This window comes from Actinomadura sp. NTSP31, from assembly GCF_041951385.1.
Classification (GTDB): domain Bacteria; phylum Actinomycetota; class Actinomycetes; order Streptosporangiales; family Streptosporangiaceae; genus Spirillospora; species Spirillospora napierensis.
In genome coordinates this window covers 173,070-188,873 of the sequence record NZ_JBGNUT010000002.1, presented here as the reverse complement: position 1 = coordinate 188,873, position 15,804 = coordinate 173,070, and the positions used below count along the sequence as shown (strand labels likewise).

The following is a 15,804-nucleotide window of genomic DNA, read 5'->3' as shown; positions in this document are numbered from 1 at the left end:
TCCCAATGGACGACGACGCCCCGCGGGAGGCCACCATGGGCGAGCACGGTCCCTACGAGACCGCCTTCCTGACCGGCGGCGCCGTCCGGGTCGTCCAGACCGCCCTGGTCGCCCTGCACGAGGGGCGCCACGTCCGGGTCTCCCGGGGGACGCACCGGGTGCAGGCCGTCGACCGGGAGGCGGGCGACCCGGTCCAGGCCGCGCTCCTGGCACGCGTCCCCAACGCGGGCATCGTGCTGGGGGACCTCCTCCGGGCGGCGGCCGCGTCGGACGAGGTGCTCGCGATCGCGGACGCGCTCAAGGAGGCGGGGCTGCTCCGGGCCGGCCTGCGCGGCGCGCTCCGGCCCACCCGCGCCGGGCGGGCCGCGCGGCGCCGCGCCGTCGAGGACCTCCCGCCGGACGCCCCGGGGCGGTGCGCCGCGCTCGGCCCGGACGGCGTCGAGGAGGCCAGGCTCCGCGAGATCCTGCTGACCAAGGACCCGAAGCCCCTGAAGCTGGACCAGGGCCGGCGGCGCGGCCACGACCTCGAGTCCAGCAACCTCTCGGACACCCAGTACGGTCCCTGACGCGGCGGCCCGTCTAGGGCGTGTCCGGCACCTCGCAGTCGTCGTCGTCGCTCTGCTTGTTGGCGAGGACGACGCTGCCGTTGTCGCTGCTCTTGCCGTGCACGAACACGCGCGGCTCGTCGTCGCCGCCGTCCTCCAGGTAGCTCGTGGTCCATTCGCACAGCGAGACCGCGGGCTTGGAGTTCTCGTCGTCCTCGCCGAGGTCGGTGTAGACGCGGACGAACGTCCCGCTGCGCCGGATGTCGGTGACGTGCTTGACGATCTCGCCGCCCGGGTCCTTGGACCGCAGGTACGGCAGCGCGTCGGAGGAGAGTTCGTCGGGGTCCCCGGCCGCGGCGAGCGTCGCCCCGGCGGAGGACGGCGCCGGGCGGGAGGTGTGCGCGGCGGCGGCCGCCCGGGGCGCGGGCGAGGAGCCGCCGCCGGTCAGCGCGAGCGCGGCGAGCGAGGCCGCGACCGCCGCGACCGCGGTCCCGGCGCCGGCCGCGACCAGCCGGCGCCGCCCGTGCCGGCGCGCCGCCGCCGCGAGCATCCGGTTCCAGCGGGCGGACAGCTCGGACGGCGGCTTGGCGTGCCGCCCGCGCGAGGGATCGGCGGGAGTCTCGTTCACGGGCGGCACTTTACTGCCGTTGCGTCCGGATTCTGGGCGGATCCTAGGGATCTGTACGTTCCCGTTGGGCAAGATCCCGGATGCGCCGTTACGGGAGGTGGGAAACGAGTTCGGCGAGAGGCTTGCGCCTGCCGGTGTAGAAGGGGATCTCCTCCCGCGTGTGCAGCCGGGCGCGCGCGCCGCGCAGGTGCCGCATCAGGTCGACGATGCGGTGCAGCTCGTCGGCCTCGAACGCCAGCATCCACTCGTAGTCGCCCAGCGCGAACGCCGACACCGTGTTGGCGCGGACGTCGGGGTAGTCGCGCGCCATCTTGCCGTGCTCGGCGAGCATCGCGCGGCGCTCCTCGTCCGGCAGCAGGTACCACTCGAAGGACCGGACGAACGGGTACACGCACACGTAGCCGCGCGGCTCCTCGTCGGCGAGGAACGCCGGGATGTGGCTCTTGTTGAACTCGGCGGGCCGGTGCAGCGCCATCTGCGACCACACGGGCTCGCTCGCCCGGCCCACGGCGGTGCGGCGGAACCGGGTGTAGACCTCCTGGAGGTCGTCGGAGCTGGGCGCGTGCCACCAGAACATGTAGTCGGCGTCCGCGCGCAGGCCCGCGACGTCGTAGCAGCCGCGGGTGGTGACGTCCTTCTCGGCCATCTGGTCGAGAAGGTCCTGCACCTCGGCGGCGTGCTGCTCGCCGAGGGCGCCGGTGTCGCGCACCTTGAACACCGACCACATCGTGTAGCGGATGACGTTATTGAGTTCGCGTGCCTTCGGCCTCGCCGCCGGCTCCGTGCCTGACATCGTTGGTTCCTCCTCGACTGCGCAGATGGTCCAGCACCCGGTCGGCCGCCGCGGTCGCCGAGGCGATGCACGCGGGGATCCCCAGGCCGTCGTAGGCCGCGCCGGCGACGGCGAGCCCCGGCTCGCGGGCGACCGCGGCGCGGACCCCGGCCACGCGGTCGGCGTGGCCCACGTTGTACTGCGGCAGGCCCCCGCCCCAGCGGGTCACCCGGCCCTCGACGGGCAGCTCGGTGACGCCGGCGGTGGCGGCCAGCTCCGCCATCGCGGCGGCCTTCAGCTCGCCGTCGGGCCGCTGGAGCACGTGCTCCTCGCCGAACCGGCCGATGGAGCACCGGACGGCGATCACGCCCGGGTCGCGGTCGCGCAGATGGGGCCATTTTACCGAGCTGAAGGTGACGGCCTTGACGCCCCGGCCGCCCGCCTCGGTGTCGCTCTCCACGCCCGGGACGAGGTATCCGCTGCCCTCCGGCGGCTTCGGGAACGCCGAGGCCTGGTAGACCAGGGTGACGATCGCCATGCTCGCGTACTCGATGCCGGCGAGCGCGCGTCCGGCGGCGGGCACCTCGAAGCTCAGCAGCCGGGACGCGGGCGCCGCGGGCACCGCGATCACGACGGCGTCGGCGTCGACGTACTCGGGGGCGCGCGCGGACCCGACGGTGAGCCGCCAGCCGCCGGGGCGGCGCCGCAGCTCGCGGACCGTCGCGTTCACCCGGACCGTCCCGCCGGCCGCCTCGACGTCGGCCGCGACCAGCGGCGGCAGCGTGCCGAGCCCGCCGGGCAGGGTCGCGAAGACCGGGCCGGGGTCCTTCGGCGCCGACTCCCGGATGCCCTGGACGGCGTTGATCAGCGAGCGGTGGGCGCGCGCTGCGGCGGCGACGGCGGGCAGCGTGGAGTCGAACGACAGCCGCTCGGCGCGTCCGGCGTAGACGCCGCCGAGCAGCGGCTCGACGAGCCGGTCGACGACTTCGCGGCCCATCCGCGCGCCGATGTAGTCGGCGACCGACACGTCGTCGCCGCGCGGCGTCTCGGGCAGCACCAGGTCCAGCGGCACGCGGGCCAGCCCGGCCGGCGACAGCACCTGGGACGCGGCGAGCGCCTTCACGTCGGACGGGACGCCCATCACCTGGCCGGACGGGATCGGCCGCAGCGCGCCGCGGCTGAGGATCGCCGAGGACGTCGTGCCGGGGTGCACCAGGTCGCCGCCGCGGCCGAGGTCGCGGACCAGGCCGAGCCCCTCGGGGCGGCGGGCGAGCATCGCCTCGGCGCCCTCGTCCACCGGGACGCCGGCGACCTCGCTGACCTGCAGCTTGCCGCCGATCCGCGGGGAGCCCTCCAGCACGGTCACCCGCACGCCGGCGCGGCCGAGCGCGCGCGCGGCGGTGAGGCCCGCGATGCCGCCCCCGACGACGACGGCGTGCGCGGCGGGTCGAGACGGGGTCATGCGCCCAGCCTCCCAGACGCTTCGCGAGGTCGCGCACCGGGGCGGCCGCGGCGCGGCGCCGTTTCTATCCCGGAATGACAAGATCCGAATGACCTCGCCAGTGAATACTGGCAAGCATGATGTCCTGGAAGACCCCTCTCGCCGCCGCGGCCGCGGCGGTCCTGGCCGCCGGCCTGACCGCCGGACCGGCCGCCCCCGCGTCCGCCGCGACCCGCGGCGGCTTCACCCCCGTGCCGCTGCCCTTCTTCTGGCCGAACAACTCCCTCTACGACGTCGCCGCCGCGTCGCCCGACAGCGTCTGGATCGCCGGGAACCAGGGCGAGCTGCTCGTCCCCGGCCCCATCCCGGGGACGGGCAGGACCATCCCCGGCAACCCGGTCGTGCGCCGCTGGAAGAACGGCGGCTGGGTGGAGTACGACCTCCAGGGCCTGCCGAACCACGGCACGATCGTCGACGTCGACGCCGCCGGTCCCGAGGACGTGTGGATCAACGGCCCCAAGTACGCCGACGACAACTCGACGACCCCCTACCTGGCGCACTTCACCGGCTCCGCGTTCGCCCAGGTGGCTCTGCCCGCCGGGGCTAGCGCCGCGTCGCTGCAGGCCGACGCGTCCGGGGTCTGGGTCAGCACCGCCACCGACGTGTACCGCCGGAGCGGCGACACATGGGCGCACATCACGACCCTCCCCGACATCTACCTCAGCGCGTCCTACATCCGGATCGACGACGACATCTGGACCCTCGGCACCGCCTCCCAGTACGACCGGACACCCGTGGCACAGCACTGGGACGGACGGTCCTGGCACAGCGTCCCGGTGAACGCGACCGTCCCCGGCACGAGCTTCACCGACATGATCGCCCTCTCCCCCACCGACGCGTGGGCCACCGGCATCAGCTACACGACATCACCGACCGCGCCCATCCTGATGCACTGGAACGGGACCGCTTGGACGAACGTCACGGTCCCCGCCGGGCTCAACGCGCTCACCCGGATCGCCAAGGGCGACGACGGGACCCTGTGGGCCGTCGGGCACTCCCTCGACGAGCCCGCCAAGCCGGGCCTGCTCCGCTACAGCGACGGGACGTGGACGCGAGTGCCGACCACCGCCGTCCCGAACCGGAGCAACATCTACGCGACGTCGCTGGCGGTCGTGCCCGGCACCGGCGCCCTGTGGACGCTCGGCAGCGTCAACATCGGCGGCCCGGTCGTCCTCGCCGACGGCTGACGCGCCCCGGCGCGGGATGCACCCGGGTCACGGCCGCGCGGGGCGGCCGTGACCCCGGTGTGCCCGGGCCGTGGCCGGATCGCGACCCGGCCGCCGGAACGGTGATCTGCGCCACTCCGTCCAAGACTCATGCTGAACGTCAGAAGCGTCAGGCGGGTCCCGTACGCACTGATCGTCCTCGCGCTGGTCGGGGTCCTGGCCGGGACGCTGGCCGCGTGCGGAGGCGGCGGGTCGTCCCGATCATCCGATTCGTCGGCGAGCGGCCTGAGCCGCAACCCGGCGGCCCCGTCGGCCGGGCAGAAGGCCGCGGCCGGAGCGCTCGACGAGCGCAACGGCGCCGGCAGGCCCGGCGCGGGGACGAACGGGAACGCCTCGGCGCAGCCGCGACTGCCGGCCGGACGCGCGGTCGTCTACACGGCGACGCTGCGGGTCCGCGCCAAGAACGTGGACGCGTCCGCGTCCACGGCCAAGCAGTTGACGGCCGCGGCCGGCGGTTACGTCGAGCACGAGTCCGGCTCGAGCGACCCGCCCGGCTCGACGATCACGCTGAAGATCCCGTCCGACCGGTACGCGGGCGTGCTGGACCAGCTGTCGAAGCAGCTCGGCACCAAGCTGTCGCTGAGCCAGCAGGCCGACGACGTGACCGGCGAGGTCGCCGACGTCGACAGCCGGGTCCGGTCCGCGCAGGCCGCGCTCGCCTCGTTCCGCAAGCTCCTGGACAAGGCCACGACGGTCGGCGAGGTCATCGACGTCGAGCAGGAGATCGCCTCCCGGGAGGCCGACCTGGAGTCGCTGCAGGCGCGCCAGAAGGCGCTGGGCCAGAGCACCCAGTACGCCACGGTGACGGTCACGCTGGAGGCCGCGGCCCAGCCCGTGCGGCGGCACGAGGACCGGGGCGGGTTCATCGGCGCGCTCGGCGACGGATGGCACGCCTTCACCGGCTTCCTCGGCGGCGTCGCCGTCGTGCTCGGCTGGCTGCTGCCCTTCCTGGCCGCGGCCGCGATCATCGCCGCGCCGGTGCTCGCTTACCGCAACCGCCGCCGCGTCCGCAGGCCCGCGGAGCAGGCCGCCGGCGAGCCCGCCAGGGAGCCCGCCGCGGTGGGTGCGAACGGCCCGGGCGGCGCGGGCGGCTCCGAGGGCGAGCGCGCGCCGGACGAGGCGCCGCCCGCCGGGTAGCCGTCCGGTCAGTCCCCGGAGCTCGCCTCGTGGACCAGGTCGACGAGGCGGGTCAGCACGTCCGGGTTCGTGGACGGCAGCACGCCGTGGCCGAGGTTGAAGATGTGGCCCTCGGCCGTCCGGCCCCGGGCCAGCACGTCCAGCGCCCGCCGCTCGACCGTCTCCCACGGCGCGAACAGCACCGCCGGGTCGAGGTTGCCCTGCAGCGCCTTGCCCGGCTCGACGCGGCGGACCGCCTCGTCCAGCGGGACGCGCCAGTCGACGCCGACGACGTCCGCGCCCGCCTCCCCCATCAGGCCGAGCAGCTCGCCGGTGCCGACGCCGAAGTGGATGCGCGGCACGCCGAGCGGCTCGATCTCGGCGAAGATCCGGCTCGTGTGCGGCAGCACCGAGGCGCGGTAGTCCTCCGGCGCGACCGAGCCGACCCAGGAGTCGAACACCTGGATCGCGCTCGCGCCCGCCTCGACCTGCACCTTCAGGAACGCGATCGTGATGTCGGCGAGCCGGCCCATGAGCCGGTCCCACAGCTCGGGCTCGCCGTACATCATCGCCTTGGTGCGCTCGTGGTTCTTGGACGGCCCGCCCTCGATGAGGTAGGCCGCGAGCGTGAACGGGGCGCCCGCGAAGCCGATCAGCGGCGTGCTCCCCAGCTCGCCGACCAGGCCCTCGACGGCCTCGGTGACGTAGGGCACGTCGCCGGGCTCCAGCGGGCGCAGCGCGTCCAGTCCCGCCGCGTCCCGGATCGGGTCGGCGATCACCGGGCCGACGCCGGGCTTGAGGTCGAGGTCGACGCCGATGGCCTTGAGCGGCACCACGATGTCGCTGAAGAAGATCGCCGCGTCCACCCCGTACCGCCGCACCGGCTGCATCGTGATCTCCACGATCATGTCCGGGCGGGCGCACGACTCCAGCATCGGCACGCCCTCGCGGATCCGCAGATACTCTGGCAGCGCCCGGCCCGCCTGGCGCATGAACCACACCGGGGTGCGCGGCACGGGACGGCGGCGGCACGCCAGCAGGAACGGGCTCCCGGCGAGCGGGCCGCTTTTGTCAGCGGGATGCGGGGCGGCGTCGTTGGAATGGGCGGCGTCTGCGGTCACGTTGCGATGGTCCCACGAAACCCCGTACCGGACGCACCGGGGTGACACCGAAGTGACGGCGGTGACCCATGAAGTTCCGGACACGCCGAGCGAAGTCCCGCATTCTGTCACCGGCGCGTGCGAACGTGATGCGTGTCATAGCCGAGGGAGGTTCCCCCTTGTACTGCTCCACCTGCGGTGATGAACGTATGTTCGAGCTGCCGCCGTGTCCGGACGGGCACGGCGCGGAGTGCCCCGAGCGGGCCTGCGTCGAGTGCGGGGCGGCCGTCCTGGTCGACCCGCCGCTGACGGCCCCCCGGGCGTCCTCCGCCCGGCCCGCCACCGCCGGGTCCTCCGGCGCCGCGGAGCCCGGCCGCGCCGGCTCACCGCCGGCCGCATCCACGCGGGCCGTGGCCTGAGCGCCCCGGCCCCCGAGACGAAACCCACTGTGCTGTGCCTGCATCCCCCCCGTACCCTCCCGTCGCACGCGGCGGCACCCCGTCCCGGCACCACCGACACGAGTCCCGCCCCCGCACCGAGGCCGGTCCGCCCATGAACCCTCCCGCCTTCCAGCGGGCCCTGGACACGCTGCGCGAGATCCTCGACGGCCCCGGCGTCCGCCCCGAGCTCGACCTGGAGGACATGCCCGCCCCGCAGAGCCTCGCCCCGTACGCGGCGGCCATGTCCGGGTCGGTCTACCGCGACGACGACACCGAGGTCGCGATGGGCCGGCTGATCGTGCTGTACGACCCCGAGGGCGCCAAGGGCTGGACGAACGGCTTCCGGATCGTCGCCTACATCCGCGCCGACCTCGAACCGGAGATCGCCGCCGACGAGCTGATCGGCTCCGTCGCCTGGGACTGGCTGCTCGAGGCGCTCGAGCCGGCCGGCTACGCGGGCGTCTCCGGGACGATCACCCGCGCGGTGTCGGAGAGCTTCGGCGACAAGCGCGACGAACCGTCCACCACGGAGCTGGAGCTGCGCGCCTCCTGGTCGCCGACCGGCGACGACCTGGCCGGGCACGTCACGGCCTGGTGCGAGGTGATGTGCACCACCGCGGGCCTGCCCCCGGCCGGTGTCGCCGCGCTGCCGGACCGGCCGGGCGGCACGGGCCCCTGAACCCGGCGAAGCCGGCGGGGGGTGCGGGGGGTCGTCCCCCCTCGAGCAACACAGACCCCGGCGAAGCCGGCGGGGGGTGCGGGGGGTCGTCCCCCCTCGAGCAACACAGACTCCGGCGAAGCCGACAGGGGGCGTGGGGGGTCGTCCCCCCTCGGGAAGCACTGGGAGCGACGTACGGTAGGGGACGTGAGCACAGCGTCCGGAACCGAGGCGGCGGGGGAGAACACGGGAAAAGTGGGAGTGTCCGAAACACATGCCACCGGTCCCGACCGGGACCCCGGTGGCGAGGAGGCCGCCGCTCGGCCGGCCGGTGGGAAGAAGGCGGGCGGGCCGCGCAAGGCGGTGCCCGCGGAGTCCGGCCCGGCGGAGGAGCCCGGCCCGGGCGGCGGGAACGGCGCCGCGGCGCCGGGCCCCGCCCCCGGCGCGCAGGCGCCCGCGAAGACGGCCGGCGCGCGGCCGGACGGCGAGAAGGCGGACGGCGTGGAGCCTGACGGCGAGGAGCGGCCCCCGGCCGTCCTGCTGCTGGAGCCGCGCGAGGGCGTCCCCGCGGTCGTGGTCGACCAGGACGAGTTGGAACGCGTCATCGCCGCGTTCGCCGCCGGCACCGGCCCGGTCGCCGTCGACGCCGAGCGGGCGTCCGGCTACCGGTACGGGCAGCGCGCCTACCTGATCCAGCTGCGCCGCGCGGGCGCGGGCACCGCGCTGATCGACCCGATCGCGTGCCCCGACCTGTCCGCGCTGGACGCGGCGCTCGCCGACGCCGAGATGGTGCTGCACGCCGCCAACCAGGACCTGCCCTGCCTGTCGGAGGTCGGCCTCGTCCCGAAGCGGCTGTTCGACACCGAGCTGGCCGGGCGGCTGCTCGGCTACCCGCGCGTCGGCCTCGGCTCCATGGTCGAGAACGTGCTCGGGTTCCTGCTGGAGAAGGGGCACTCCGCCGCCGACTGGTCCACCCGCCCCCTCCCGGAGGACTGGCTGCGCTACGCGGCGCTGGACGTCGAGCTGCTGGTGGAGCTGCGCGACGCGCTGGAGGCCGAGCTGCGGGAGGCCGGCAAGCTGGAGTGGGCGTTGGAGGAGTTCGAGGCGATCCTGACCACGCCGCCGAAGCCGCCGCGCGCCGACCCGTGGCGCCGCACGTCCGGGATCCACCGGATCCGCAACCGGCGCGCCCTGGCGACCGTCCGGGAGGTGTGGGAGGCCCGCGACAAGATCGCCCGCGAGCGCGACCTGTCCCCCGGCCGGGTGCTGCAGGACGCGGCGATCGTCGAGCTGGCGCTGAACCCGCCGAAGACCCCCGCCGACCTCCAGGCGCTGCCCACCATGCGGGGCCGCGGCGCCCGCCGGCACCAGTCGGCGTGGCTGCGCGCGGTGTCGCGGGCCCGCGCGGTGCCCGAGCGGCAGCTGCCCGAGTCGAACCTGCCCGGCGACGGGCCGCCGCCCGCGCACCGCTGGGCCGACCGCGACCCGGAGGCCGCCAAGCGGCTGACCGCCGCCCGCGCCGTCGTCGCCGCGCTCGCCGACGAGCACGCGATGCCGTCGGAGAACCTGATCCAGCCCGACTTCGTCCGACGGCTGGCGTGGACGCCGCCGGACGAGCCGTCCGCGTCGGCGATCGGCGCTGCGCTGCGCGGCCTCGGCGCGCGGCGCTGGCAGGTGGAGCTGACGGCGCAGCCGATCGCGCGCGCGTTCCTGCGGCTGGACTTCCCGGCGCAGTGATCCGCCCGACGCGGTGATCCGCCCCCGCGCGTCCCGGCGCGGGGGTTCCGGCGCGGGGGTTCCGGCGCGGGGGTTCCGGCGCGGGGGTTCCGGCGCGGGGGTTCCGGCGCGGGGGTTCCGGCCGGTCAGGCGCGTCCCGCCGGGCCGGGTAAGGCGATCGGGTCTTGCGGGGGCCGCCGCCGAGGCACAGACTGGTTTAGGTTAGCTTTGCCTAAACCATCCGTGTTTCTCGAGGAGGGCAGCGATGCTCCTGGGCAACTTCCTCATCGGAATGCGCGAAGGACTGGAGGCCGCCCTGGTCGTCAGCATCCTCATCGCCTATCTGGTGAAGACCGGCAACCGCCGGGCCCTCGTCCCGGTCTGGACGGGCATCGCGATCGCGGTCGCGCTCGCCGTCGGCTTCGGCATCGCGCTCACCGCCGCGTCCTCGGAGATGCAGTTCAAGACGCAGGAGCTGTTCGGCGGCATCCTGTCGATCGTCGCGGTCGGGCTGGTCACCTGGATGGTCTTCTGGATGCGCAAGACCGCCCGGTTCATGAAGTCGGAGCTGGAGGGAAGGCTCGAGGGCGCGCTGAACGTCGGGCCGCTCGCGCTCGCCGCCGTCGCGCTGCTGTCGGTCGGCCGCGAGGGCATCGAGACCGTGCTGTTCCTGTGGACCAACATCCAGAGCTCCTCCGGCGGCTCCACCCAGCCGATCATCGGCGCGGCCCTCGGCCTGGTCGTCGCGATCGTGCTCGGCTACCTGCTGTACCGCGGCGGCCTCAAGATCAACCTGGGCCGGTTCTTCACCTGGACGGGCGGCGCGCTGATCGTCGTCGCGGCGGGCGTGTTCGGCTACGGCTTCCACGACCTGCAGGAGGCCGACGTGCTGCCCGGCCTGAACTCGGTCGCGCTCGAACCGCACGTGTTCTTCGACAAGCTCGGCACCCCCGGCGACTGGCTGCAGACCGTCCTGCAGGGCGTCCTGAACGTCACCCCGCAGATCACCTGGCTGCAGCTGGTCATGTGGGCGGCGTACCTGGTGCCGGTGATGGCGCTGTTCCTGCGCAAGACCGGGCCGTCCCGGCCGGCGCCCGCCGCGCAGAAGACCGCCGAGCCGGCGCCGAGCTCCTGACCGTCAGAGATCGGGCAGCGGGTCGCGGGGCAGGCTGTCGCGGGCGAAGATCTCGCTGTCGGCCGCGTTGACGACCGGGACGTACTCGTCGTCCACCTCGAACGCGGCGCCGGCGAACTCGAACGACGCGCCGCCGCCCGTCTCCACCGGGCCGATCCGGGTCTCGCGCGGGTAGGCGCCCCAGATGCTCTTCGGCGTGCTGCGGCTCAGCGAACCGGTCGAGATCACCGCGACCTGGTCGTCGGTGACGACGAAGATGTAGCCCGCCCCGCCGCCGTAGGCCGTCGCGGGGAAGATGTAGCGGATCTCTCCGTCGGCACCGAGGAACTCGCGGCAGCGCTCGCGCAGCGGACGTGGCACGGGCATGGCTGTGCGGGCACCTCCCGGGAGGGACGTCGTCGGTGCCCCCATCATGCACCGGCCCGCCCGATCATGGCCAGGGACGTGTCACACCGTGGCCAGCGCGGCCGTCGGCGACAGCCGCGCCGCCCGCATCGCCGGGTAGAGGCCGGCGACCGTCCCGATCAGCAGCGTCGCGCCCAGCGCGCCCGCGGGCGCCCACGCCGGCACCACCGGCGGCCAGCCCTTCGCCGCCGCGAACCCGGCGGTCACCGCCGCGCCGAGCAGCACCCCCACCGCCCCGCCGAACGCCGACAGCAGCAGCGACTCGGCCAGGAACTGGACGCGGACCTGGCCGCGCGTCGCGCCGAGCGAGCGGCGCAGCCCGATCTCGCGGCGCCGCTCCAGCACCGAGATCACCATCGTGTTCGCCACCCCGACGCCGCCGACCAGCAGCGCCACCGCGCCCAGCCCGAGCAGCAGCCCGGTGAACGCGCCGGCCGCCTCCGCCTTCGCCTGCAGCGCGTCCGACGGCCGGCTGACCTCGACCTCCTCGGGGTTCTCCGGGTTCACGGTCCGCGCCAGGACGTCCCGGACGCCGTCCACCGCCGCGTCCGCCGACCGCTCGTAGACCGTCGTCGGATGGCCGTCGAAGCCGAGGTAGCGCTCCGCCGCGTCCCAGCCGACCAGCGCGGACCGGTCGATCTCCGGCGCCAGCTCCGCCGGCCGCAGCACCCCCAGCACGACGAACCACCGGCCGCCGACGTACACCCGGCCGCCCGCCGCGTCCACGCCGAGCCGCCGCGCCGCCTCCGCGCCGAGCACCACGCCCGGATACCGCTCGGTCGCGCCGTTCGGCCACCGGCCGCTCGCGACGCCGGTGCCGAGCGTCGCGAGCAGGTCCGGCGACGCCGCCTGCACCGCGATGCCCTGCGTGACCTCCACCGGGATCCGGTCGGTGCGGCGCACCGTCGCGTCCACCGACCCGGTCGCGCCGACGCCGGTGACCGGTCCGATCCGGCGGACCATCTCCGGCGCCGTCTCCGGCAGTTCCGCCTCGTCGCCGAACAGCGTCTTGCCCGGCTTGGCCGTCAGCAGGTTCGTGCCGAGCCGGTCCAGCCGCCGCAGCAGGTCCTCCTTGCTGGACGACGAGATGCCGATGACCGCGACCATCGTCGCGATCCCGATCGCGATGCCGAGCGCCGACAGCACCACCCGGGCCGGGCGCGCCCGCAGCCCGCCGAGCCCGACCCGCACCACGTCCCGCGGCCCGAGCCGCGCCGGAGCGAGCCCGCTCATCGGCTCGTCGCCCCCGCCCGCTCGTCCGCCACGACCAGCCCGTCCCGGACCCTGATCCGCCGCGGCGCGCGGGCCGCCACGTCGAGGTCGTGCGTGATGACCGTGACGGTGGTGCCGGACCGGTTCAGCTCGTCCAGCAGGGCCAGCACCCCGGCCCCGGCCGCCGTGTCGAGGTTGCCGGTCGGCTCGTCGGCCAGCAGCAGGTCCGGCCCGCCCGCGACCGCGCGCGCCACCGCGACCCGCTGCTGCTCGCCGCCCGACAGCTCGTGGGGCCGGTGCCCGGCCCGGTCCGCGAGCCCCACCCGTTCCAGCGCCTCCCCCGCCTGCCTCCTCCGCTCCTTCAGGGCCCTGCCGCTGTAAAGCAGGCCGTCGGCCACGTTGTCGAGAGCGCTGACGCCCGGCGCGAGATGGAACTGCTGGAAGACGAACCCGATGTGCCGGGCCCGCAGCGCCGACAGCTCCCGGTCGCTCAATCCGGCCACGTCGTGGCCCGCCACCCTCACCCCGCCCGCCGTCGGCCGGTCCAGCGTCCCGATCATGTGCAGCAGCGTCGACTTCCCCGACCCGGACGGCCCGACGATCGCGACCAGCTCCCCCGTCCCGATCACCAGGTCCACGCCCCGCAGGGCCGCGACGCTCGCGTACTCCTTCGTCACCCCGGCCAGCTCGACGATGGCCTGCTCTCCGAGCCTCATTCGGCCGGCACCCCCACCTGGACGCCCTCGCGGACACCATCGCCCTCGACCTCGACCCGCCCGCCGCCGAACGCCCCCGTCCGCACCGGGACGAGCCGCCGCCGCGCCCCGTCCACGACCTCCAGCCCGAAGCCGCCCTCCTTGAGCGCCAGCAGCGCCTCCACCGGCACCGACAACACGTTCCTCCGCCGCTCGCTCTCCAGCTCCACGCTGACCGGCGCCTCGTCCAGCCGGCCCGTGCTCTTGCCGCTCAGCGACACGTCGACGCCCACGGTGGTCTTCTGGTCCTGCCCCGACCCCGTCGTCTCGGCGACACTGCCGACCTTGCTGACCATCCCCTTCACGGTCGTCCCGCCGGGCAGCTCGACCTGCACCTTCTCTCCCTTGCGTGCCATGTCCTGCTTGTCGGCGTCCAGGTCGATGTGCACGACCCGCCGCGTCCCGGCCACGGTCAGCACCGGCTGCCCCTGCACGGCCCGCTTCCCCTCGGGCGCCTTCACGTCCTTCACCCGTACGGCGCCGTCGAGGAACACCACCTGGCCCGGCGAGACCGTCCCGGTCTCTTCGAGCCCCCGGTCGTCCTGCCACTCCTCGACCGCGGTCCCGGTCGCACCCGTGAACTCGTCGTCCACGGTCATCCCGCCGTACCCCAGAGCCCGCAGGTTCTCCTCCAGCTCCCGGACGTCCTTGCCCGAATCACCGTCCCGCAGGACCCGGTACATCGGCACGCCCCCGTACATCAACGTGACCGGATCACCCGCGACCTTCAGCAGGGTCCCGCCCCGCTTCACCGTCGCCCCCTGCTGCGGCGCCCACGTCACGACCCCGGACGCCCCGGCCCACACCTCGCGCTCGTCGTCGTAGGTGAGTTTCCCGTCCACCTTCTCGGTGTCCACGAGATCCCCCCGCGTCACGGCCGCCGTCCCGAGCCGCACCTGGCGCGGCTCCGCGTCCCGCCCGCCGCCCGACGTCCAGGCGAGCACCCCCCCGCCGGCCGCCACCACAACGGCGGCGACCCCGCCCGCCGCCACGGCCCGCCTCACTTCCCGGCCCCCGGCGCGAGCCCCTTGCACGCCTCCCGCGCCTTGTTCACGGTGCCCGGGTCCGCCTTCCCCGCCGGAATCTGAATGGTCCCGTCGGGATCCGGATCCTTCATGTCGATCCCGTGCTCGCGCATGCACTGCGCGAACTTCACGTACTGGTCGCGCACTTTCGGGTCCTTCAGATCGGGCATCTTCCCGCCCGCCTGCAACCACGGCTGGCACTTCTTCAACGCGGCCTGCAACTTCTCCTTCCCGACCCCTTTCTCGATCCGCATCGTCTCCGCGTGCCCGCTCCCGGGGTCCGGCACGTCCACCCCGTTCTGCCGCATGCACTGCGCGAACTTCAGCTGCGCGTCCTCCGCACTCAACGACCGACTCGGCGACGCCGAAGCCGAAGCCTTCGCGCTTCCCCCAACACTCGCCACCCCGTCCCCGCTACTCCCGCCACCACATCCAGCAACCCCAAGAACAACGACCCCAAGAACAACGGCAAAACCCCGCATCGCACACCTCCCTCTCCGCCGCCCCCACGGGCCAGCCACCCCACCAAACCCACCCCAGGGTTAAACCCGCATTAGCCGGAGGTGAGGGGTCGGGCGTAGCTGAGTGTGGGGGGCGGTTCTTCGTTCGGTGATAAAGAGGGAGTGCAGAGCGTGCGTTCGAGGAGCATTACCGAACGAGGTCGGTCGGACATAATCCGCTCGTGCCCAGCAATGCCGCTCCCCCGCTGAACGAGGACTTCCGGCTGGTCGAGGGGCTCCGGGGGCAGCGGCCCGGGGCGGTCGGCCATGTCTACAACGTGTACGGGCCCGAGCTCGTCGAGTACGCGGAGGGGCTGCTCGGCGACCATGGGCGGGCGGTGGAGGCCGTTCGGTCGGCCCTGCTCGCGCTGCGGGTGAAGGGCGTGGAGGTCCCGGACGCGGGAACGTTTCGGGACTGGCTGTACGAGCTGGTGCGGGACGAGTGCCGCGCGCCAGCGCGGCGGGGACGCCGGCGGATCGTGGTGATCGGGGCGGCGGCCGCGGTGGTGCTGGTCGCGGGGATCGCCGCGGTGCTGGAGTCGGGGGGCGGCGGGAAGCCCGAGCCGGCGCCGCCGGTGGCGGTGGCCACGCCGGAGCCGAGCCTTCCCTCGGTGACGGTCTCGCCGGCGCAGAGGGACGAGCAGAAGAAGCGGGACGGGAAGAAGCACGACAAGCCTGCCGTGGCGAAGCCGAAGAAGCACCGTAAGGCCGGGCCTGGGCGGCTGGCGGTGGGCGACGGCGGGTGCCATGGCATCGGCGTGGCGGGGTTGCCGAGGTCGTGCCCGGTGCGGCTGACGGCGGTGGGCGGGACGGTGCACTGGGCGGTGACGTCGGTCCGTTCGCGGGGCGGGCGAGTCAGCGCGTCCGGTGGAGGGACGCTCACGGCCGGGCGGTCGACGACGGTGAACGTGGTGGTGCGGCCCACAGTGCTGTGCTACATCGGCGGGGGCGGCGGCGGGTCGGTGTCCTTCTCGCCCGGCGGGACCGCGACCGTCTCCTATACGTGCTGGCGGCGCTAGACGGCCGGAAAAGGGGGGAACCGGGTCGGGGCGGGCGGACGAGTAGGGGTG

General features: G+C 74.5%; 17 protein-coding genes. 8 read left to right on the top strand and 9 right to left on the bottom strand.

The window, feature by feature from the left end; all coding sequences use genetic code 11:
* The first annotated feature begins 5 nt into the window (after nucleotides 1-5).
* Entirely contained in the window at nucleotides 6-566 is a 561-nt protein-coding gene (locus ACA514_RS03740) for a TIGR04222 domain-containing membrane protein (protein ID WP_375039553.1), read from the top strand.
* Nucleotides 567-579: 13 nt separating this feature from the next.
* Here ACA514_RS03740 and ACA514_RS03735 read toward each other — a convergent pair whose 3' ends face one another.
* The 3 genes from ACA514_RS03735 to hemG form a co-directional block, all read right to left on the bottom strand.
* The gene (locus tag ACA514_RS03735) at nucleotides 580-1,173 is read right to left on the bottom strand and encodes a hypothetical protein (protein WP_375039552.1); all 594 of its coding nucleotides are present in this window, start codon (nucleotides 1,171-1,173) and stop codon (nucleotides 580-582) included.
* A gap of 88 nt (nucleotides 1,174-1,261) precedes the next feature.
* Entirely contained in the window at nucleotides 1,262-1,966 is a 705-nt protein-coding gene (hemQ, locus tag ACA514_RS03730) for a hydrogen peroxide-dependent heme synthase (RefSeq protein WP_375039551.1), read from the bottom strand.
* Entirely contained in the window at nucleotides 1,917-3,407 is a 1,491-nt protein-coding gene (hemG, locus tag ACA514_RS03725; protein WP_375039550.1) for a protoporphyrinogen oxidase, read from the bottom strand. Before hemG ends, hemQ begins: the two co-directional genes overlap by 50 nt.
* Before the next feature lie 116 nt (nucleotides 3,408-3,523).
* Here hemG and ACA514_RS03720 point away from each other — a divergent pair, with 116 nt between their 5' ends.
* Nucleotides 3,524-4,633: a hypothetical protein gene (locus ACA514_RS03720; RefSeq protein WP_375039549.1), complete on the top strand. Its 1,110-nt coding sequence runs from the start codon at nucleotides 3,524-3,526 to the stop codon at nucleotides 4,631-4,633.
* A 129-nt stretch (nucleotides 4,634-4,762) separates the two neighbouring features.
* Nucleotides 4,763-5,809, top strand: coding sequence for a DUF4349 domain-containing protein (locus tag ACA514_RS03715; RefSeq protein ID WP_375039548.1), 1,047 nt, complete (start codon nucleotides 4,763-4,765; stop codon nucleotides 5,807-5,809).
* A gap of 8 nt (nucleotides 5,810-5,817) precedes the next feature.
* Here ACA514_RS03715 and hemE read toward each other — a convergent pair whose 3' ends face one another.
* A complete protein-coding gene (gene hemE / locus ACA514_RS03710; RefSeq protein ID WP_375039833.1) occupies nucleotides 5,818-6,825 on the bottom strand; it encodes a uroporphyrinogen decarboxylase in 1,008 nt (335 codons plus the stop codon).
* 272 nt (nucleotides 6,826-7,097) lie between these two features.
* Between hemE and ACA514_RS03705 the strand changes: the two genes are divergently transcribed.
* From ACA514_RS03705 to efeU, 4 genes are all read left to right on the top strand, one after another.
* Nucleotides 7,098-7,307, top strand: a complete 210-nt coding sequence (locus ACA514_RS03705; protein WP_375039547.1) for a hypothetical protein — start codon at nucleotides 7,098-7,100, stop codon at nucleotides 7,305-7,307.
* A gap of 133 nt (nucleotides 7,308-7,440) precedes the next feature.
* Nucleotides 7,441-8,007 carry a DUF3000 domain-containing protein gene (locus ACA514_RS03700; protein ID WP_375039546.1) on the top strand — a complete coding sequence of 189 codons (567 nt, stop codon included), beginning with the start codon at nucleotides 7,441-7,443 and terminating at the stop codon, nucleotides 8,005-8,007.
* Between the two features lie 480 nt (nucleotides 8,008-8,487).
* Nucleotides 8,488-9,723 carry an HRDC domain-containing protein gene (locus tag ACA514_RS03695; protein WP_375039832.1) on the top strand — a complete coding sequence of 412 codons (1,236 nt, stop codon included), beginning with the start codon at nucleotides 8,488-8,490 and terminating at the stop codon, nucleotides 9,721-9,723.
* Between the two features lie 244 nt (nucleotides 9,724-9,967).
* The gene (efeU, locus tag ACA514_RS03690; protein ID WP_375039545.1) at nucleotides 9,968-10,837 is read left to right on the top strand and encodes an iron uptake transporter permease EfeU; all 870 of its coding nucleotides are present in this window, start codon (nucleotides 9,968-9,970) and stop codon (nucleotides 10,835-10,837) included.
* A gap of 3 nt (nucleotides 10,838-10,840) precedes the next feature.
* Here efeU and ACA514_RS03685 read toward each other — a convergent pair whose 3' ends face one another.
* The 5 genes from ACA514_RS03685 to ACA514_RS03665 form a co-directional block, all read right to left on the bottom strand.
* Complete coding sequence (locus ACA514_RS03685; protein ID WP_375039544.1) at nucleotides 10,841-11,203, bottom strand: hypothetical protein; 363 nt, start codon at nucleotides 11,201-11,203, stop codon at nucleotides 10,841-10,843.
* A gap of 81 nt (nucleotides 11,204-11,284) precedes the next feature.
* The gene (locus tag ACA514_RS03680; RefSeq protein ID WP_375039543.1) at nucleotides 11,285-12,475 is read right to left on the bottom strand and encodes an ABC transporter permease; all 1,191 of its coding nucleotides are present in this window, start codon (nucleotides 12,473-12,475) and stop codon (nucleotides 11,285-11,287) included.
* On the bottom strand, nucleotides 12,472-13,170 hold the full coding sequence (locus tag ACA514_RS03675) for an ABC transporter ATP-binding protein (RefSeq protein WP_375039542.1): 699 nt from the start codon (nucleotides 13,168-13,170) through the stop codon (nucleotides 12,472-12,474). The genes ACA514_RS03680 and ACA514_RS03675 overlap by 4 nt, the downstream gene beginning before the upstream one ends.
* Entirely contained in the window at nucleotides 13,167-14,201 is a 1,035-nt protein-coding gene (locus ACA514_RS03670) for a peptidoglycan-binding protein (protein WP_375039541.1), read from the bottom strand. Before ACA514_RS03670 ends, ACA514_RS03675 begins: the two co-directional genes overlap by 4 nt.
* 8 nt (nucleotides 14,202-14,209) lie before the next feature.
* Nucleotides 14,210-14,581 (bottom strand): hypothetical protein, encoded by a 372-nt coding sequence (locus ACA514_RS03665; RefSeq protein ID WP_375039540.1) that lies wholly within the window; start codon nucleotides 14,579-14,581, stop codon nucleotides 14,210-14,212.
* A gap of 335 nt (nucleotides 14,582-14,916) precedes the next feature.
* Between ACA514_RS03665 and ACA514_RS03660 the strand changes: the two genes are divergently transcribed.
* Nucleotides 14,917-15,753 carry a hypothetical protein gene (locus ACA514_RS03660; RefSeq protein ID WP_375039539.1) on the top strand — a complete coding sequence of 279 codons (837 nt, stop codon included), beginning with the start codon at nucleotides 14,917-14,919 and terminating at the stop codon, nucleotides 15,751-15,753.
* Nucleotides 15,754-15,804 lie beyond the last annotated feature (51 nt).

Coding starts and splice junctions, on each gene's coding strand:
- ACA514_RS03675 (WP_375039542.1), bottom strand. CDS start 13,170: ATGAGGCTCGGAGAGCAGGCCATCGTCGAGCTGGCCGGGGTGACGAAG.
- ACA514_RS03705 (WP_375039547.1), top strand. CDS start 7,098: ATGTTCGAGCTGCCGCCGTGTCCGGACGGGCACGGCGCGGAGTGCCCC.
- ACA514_RS03740 (WP_375039553.1), top strand. CDS start 6: ATGGACGACGACGCCCCGCGGGAGGCCACCATGGGCGAGCACGGTCCC.
- efeU (WP_375039545.1), top strand. CDS start 9,968: ATGCTCCTGGGCAACTTCCTCATCGGAATGCGCGAAGGACTGGAGGCC.
- ACA514_RS03685 (WP_375039544.1), bottom strand. CDS start 11,203: ATGCCCGTGCCACGTCCGCTGCGCGAGCGCTGCCGCGAGTTCCTCGGT.
- ACA514_RS03700 (WP_375039546.1), top strand. CDS start 7,441: ATGAACCCTCCCGCCTTCCAGCGGGCCCTGGACACGCTGCGCGAGATC.
- ACA514_RS03715 (WP_375039548.1), top strand. CDS start 4,763: ATGCTGAACGTCAGAAGCGTCAGGCGGGTCCCGTACGCACTGATCGTC.
- hemG (WP_375039550.1), bottom strand. CDS start 3,407: ATGACCCCGTCTCGACCCGCCGCGCACGCCGTCGTCGTCGGGGGCGGC.
- ACA514_RS03680 (WP_375039543.1), bottom strand. CDS start 12,475: ATGAGCGGGCTCGCTCCGGCGCGGCTCGGGCCGCGGGACGTGGTGCGG.
- ACA514_RS03720 (WP_375039549.1), top strand. CDS start 3,524: ATGATGTCCTGGAAGACCCCTCTCGCCGCCGCGGCCGCGGCGGTCCTG.
- hemQ (WP_375039551.1), bottom strand. CDS start 1,966: ATGTCAGGCACGGAGCCGGCGGCGAGGCCGAAGGCACGCGAACTCAAT.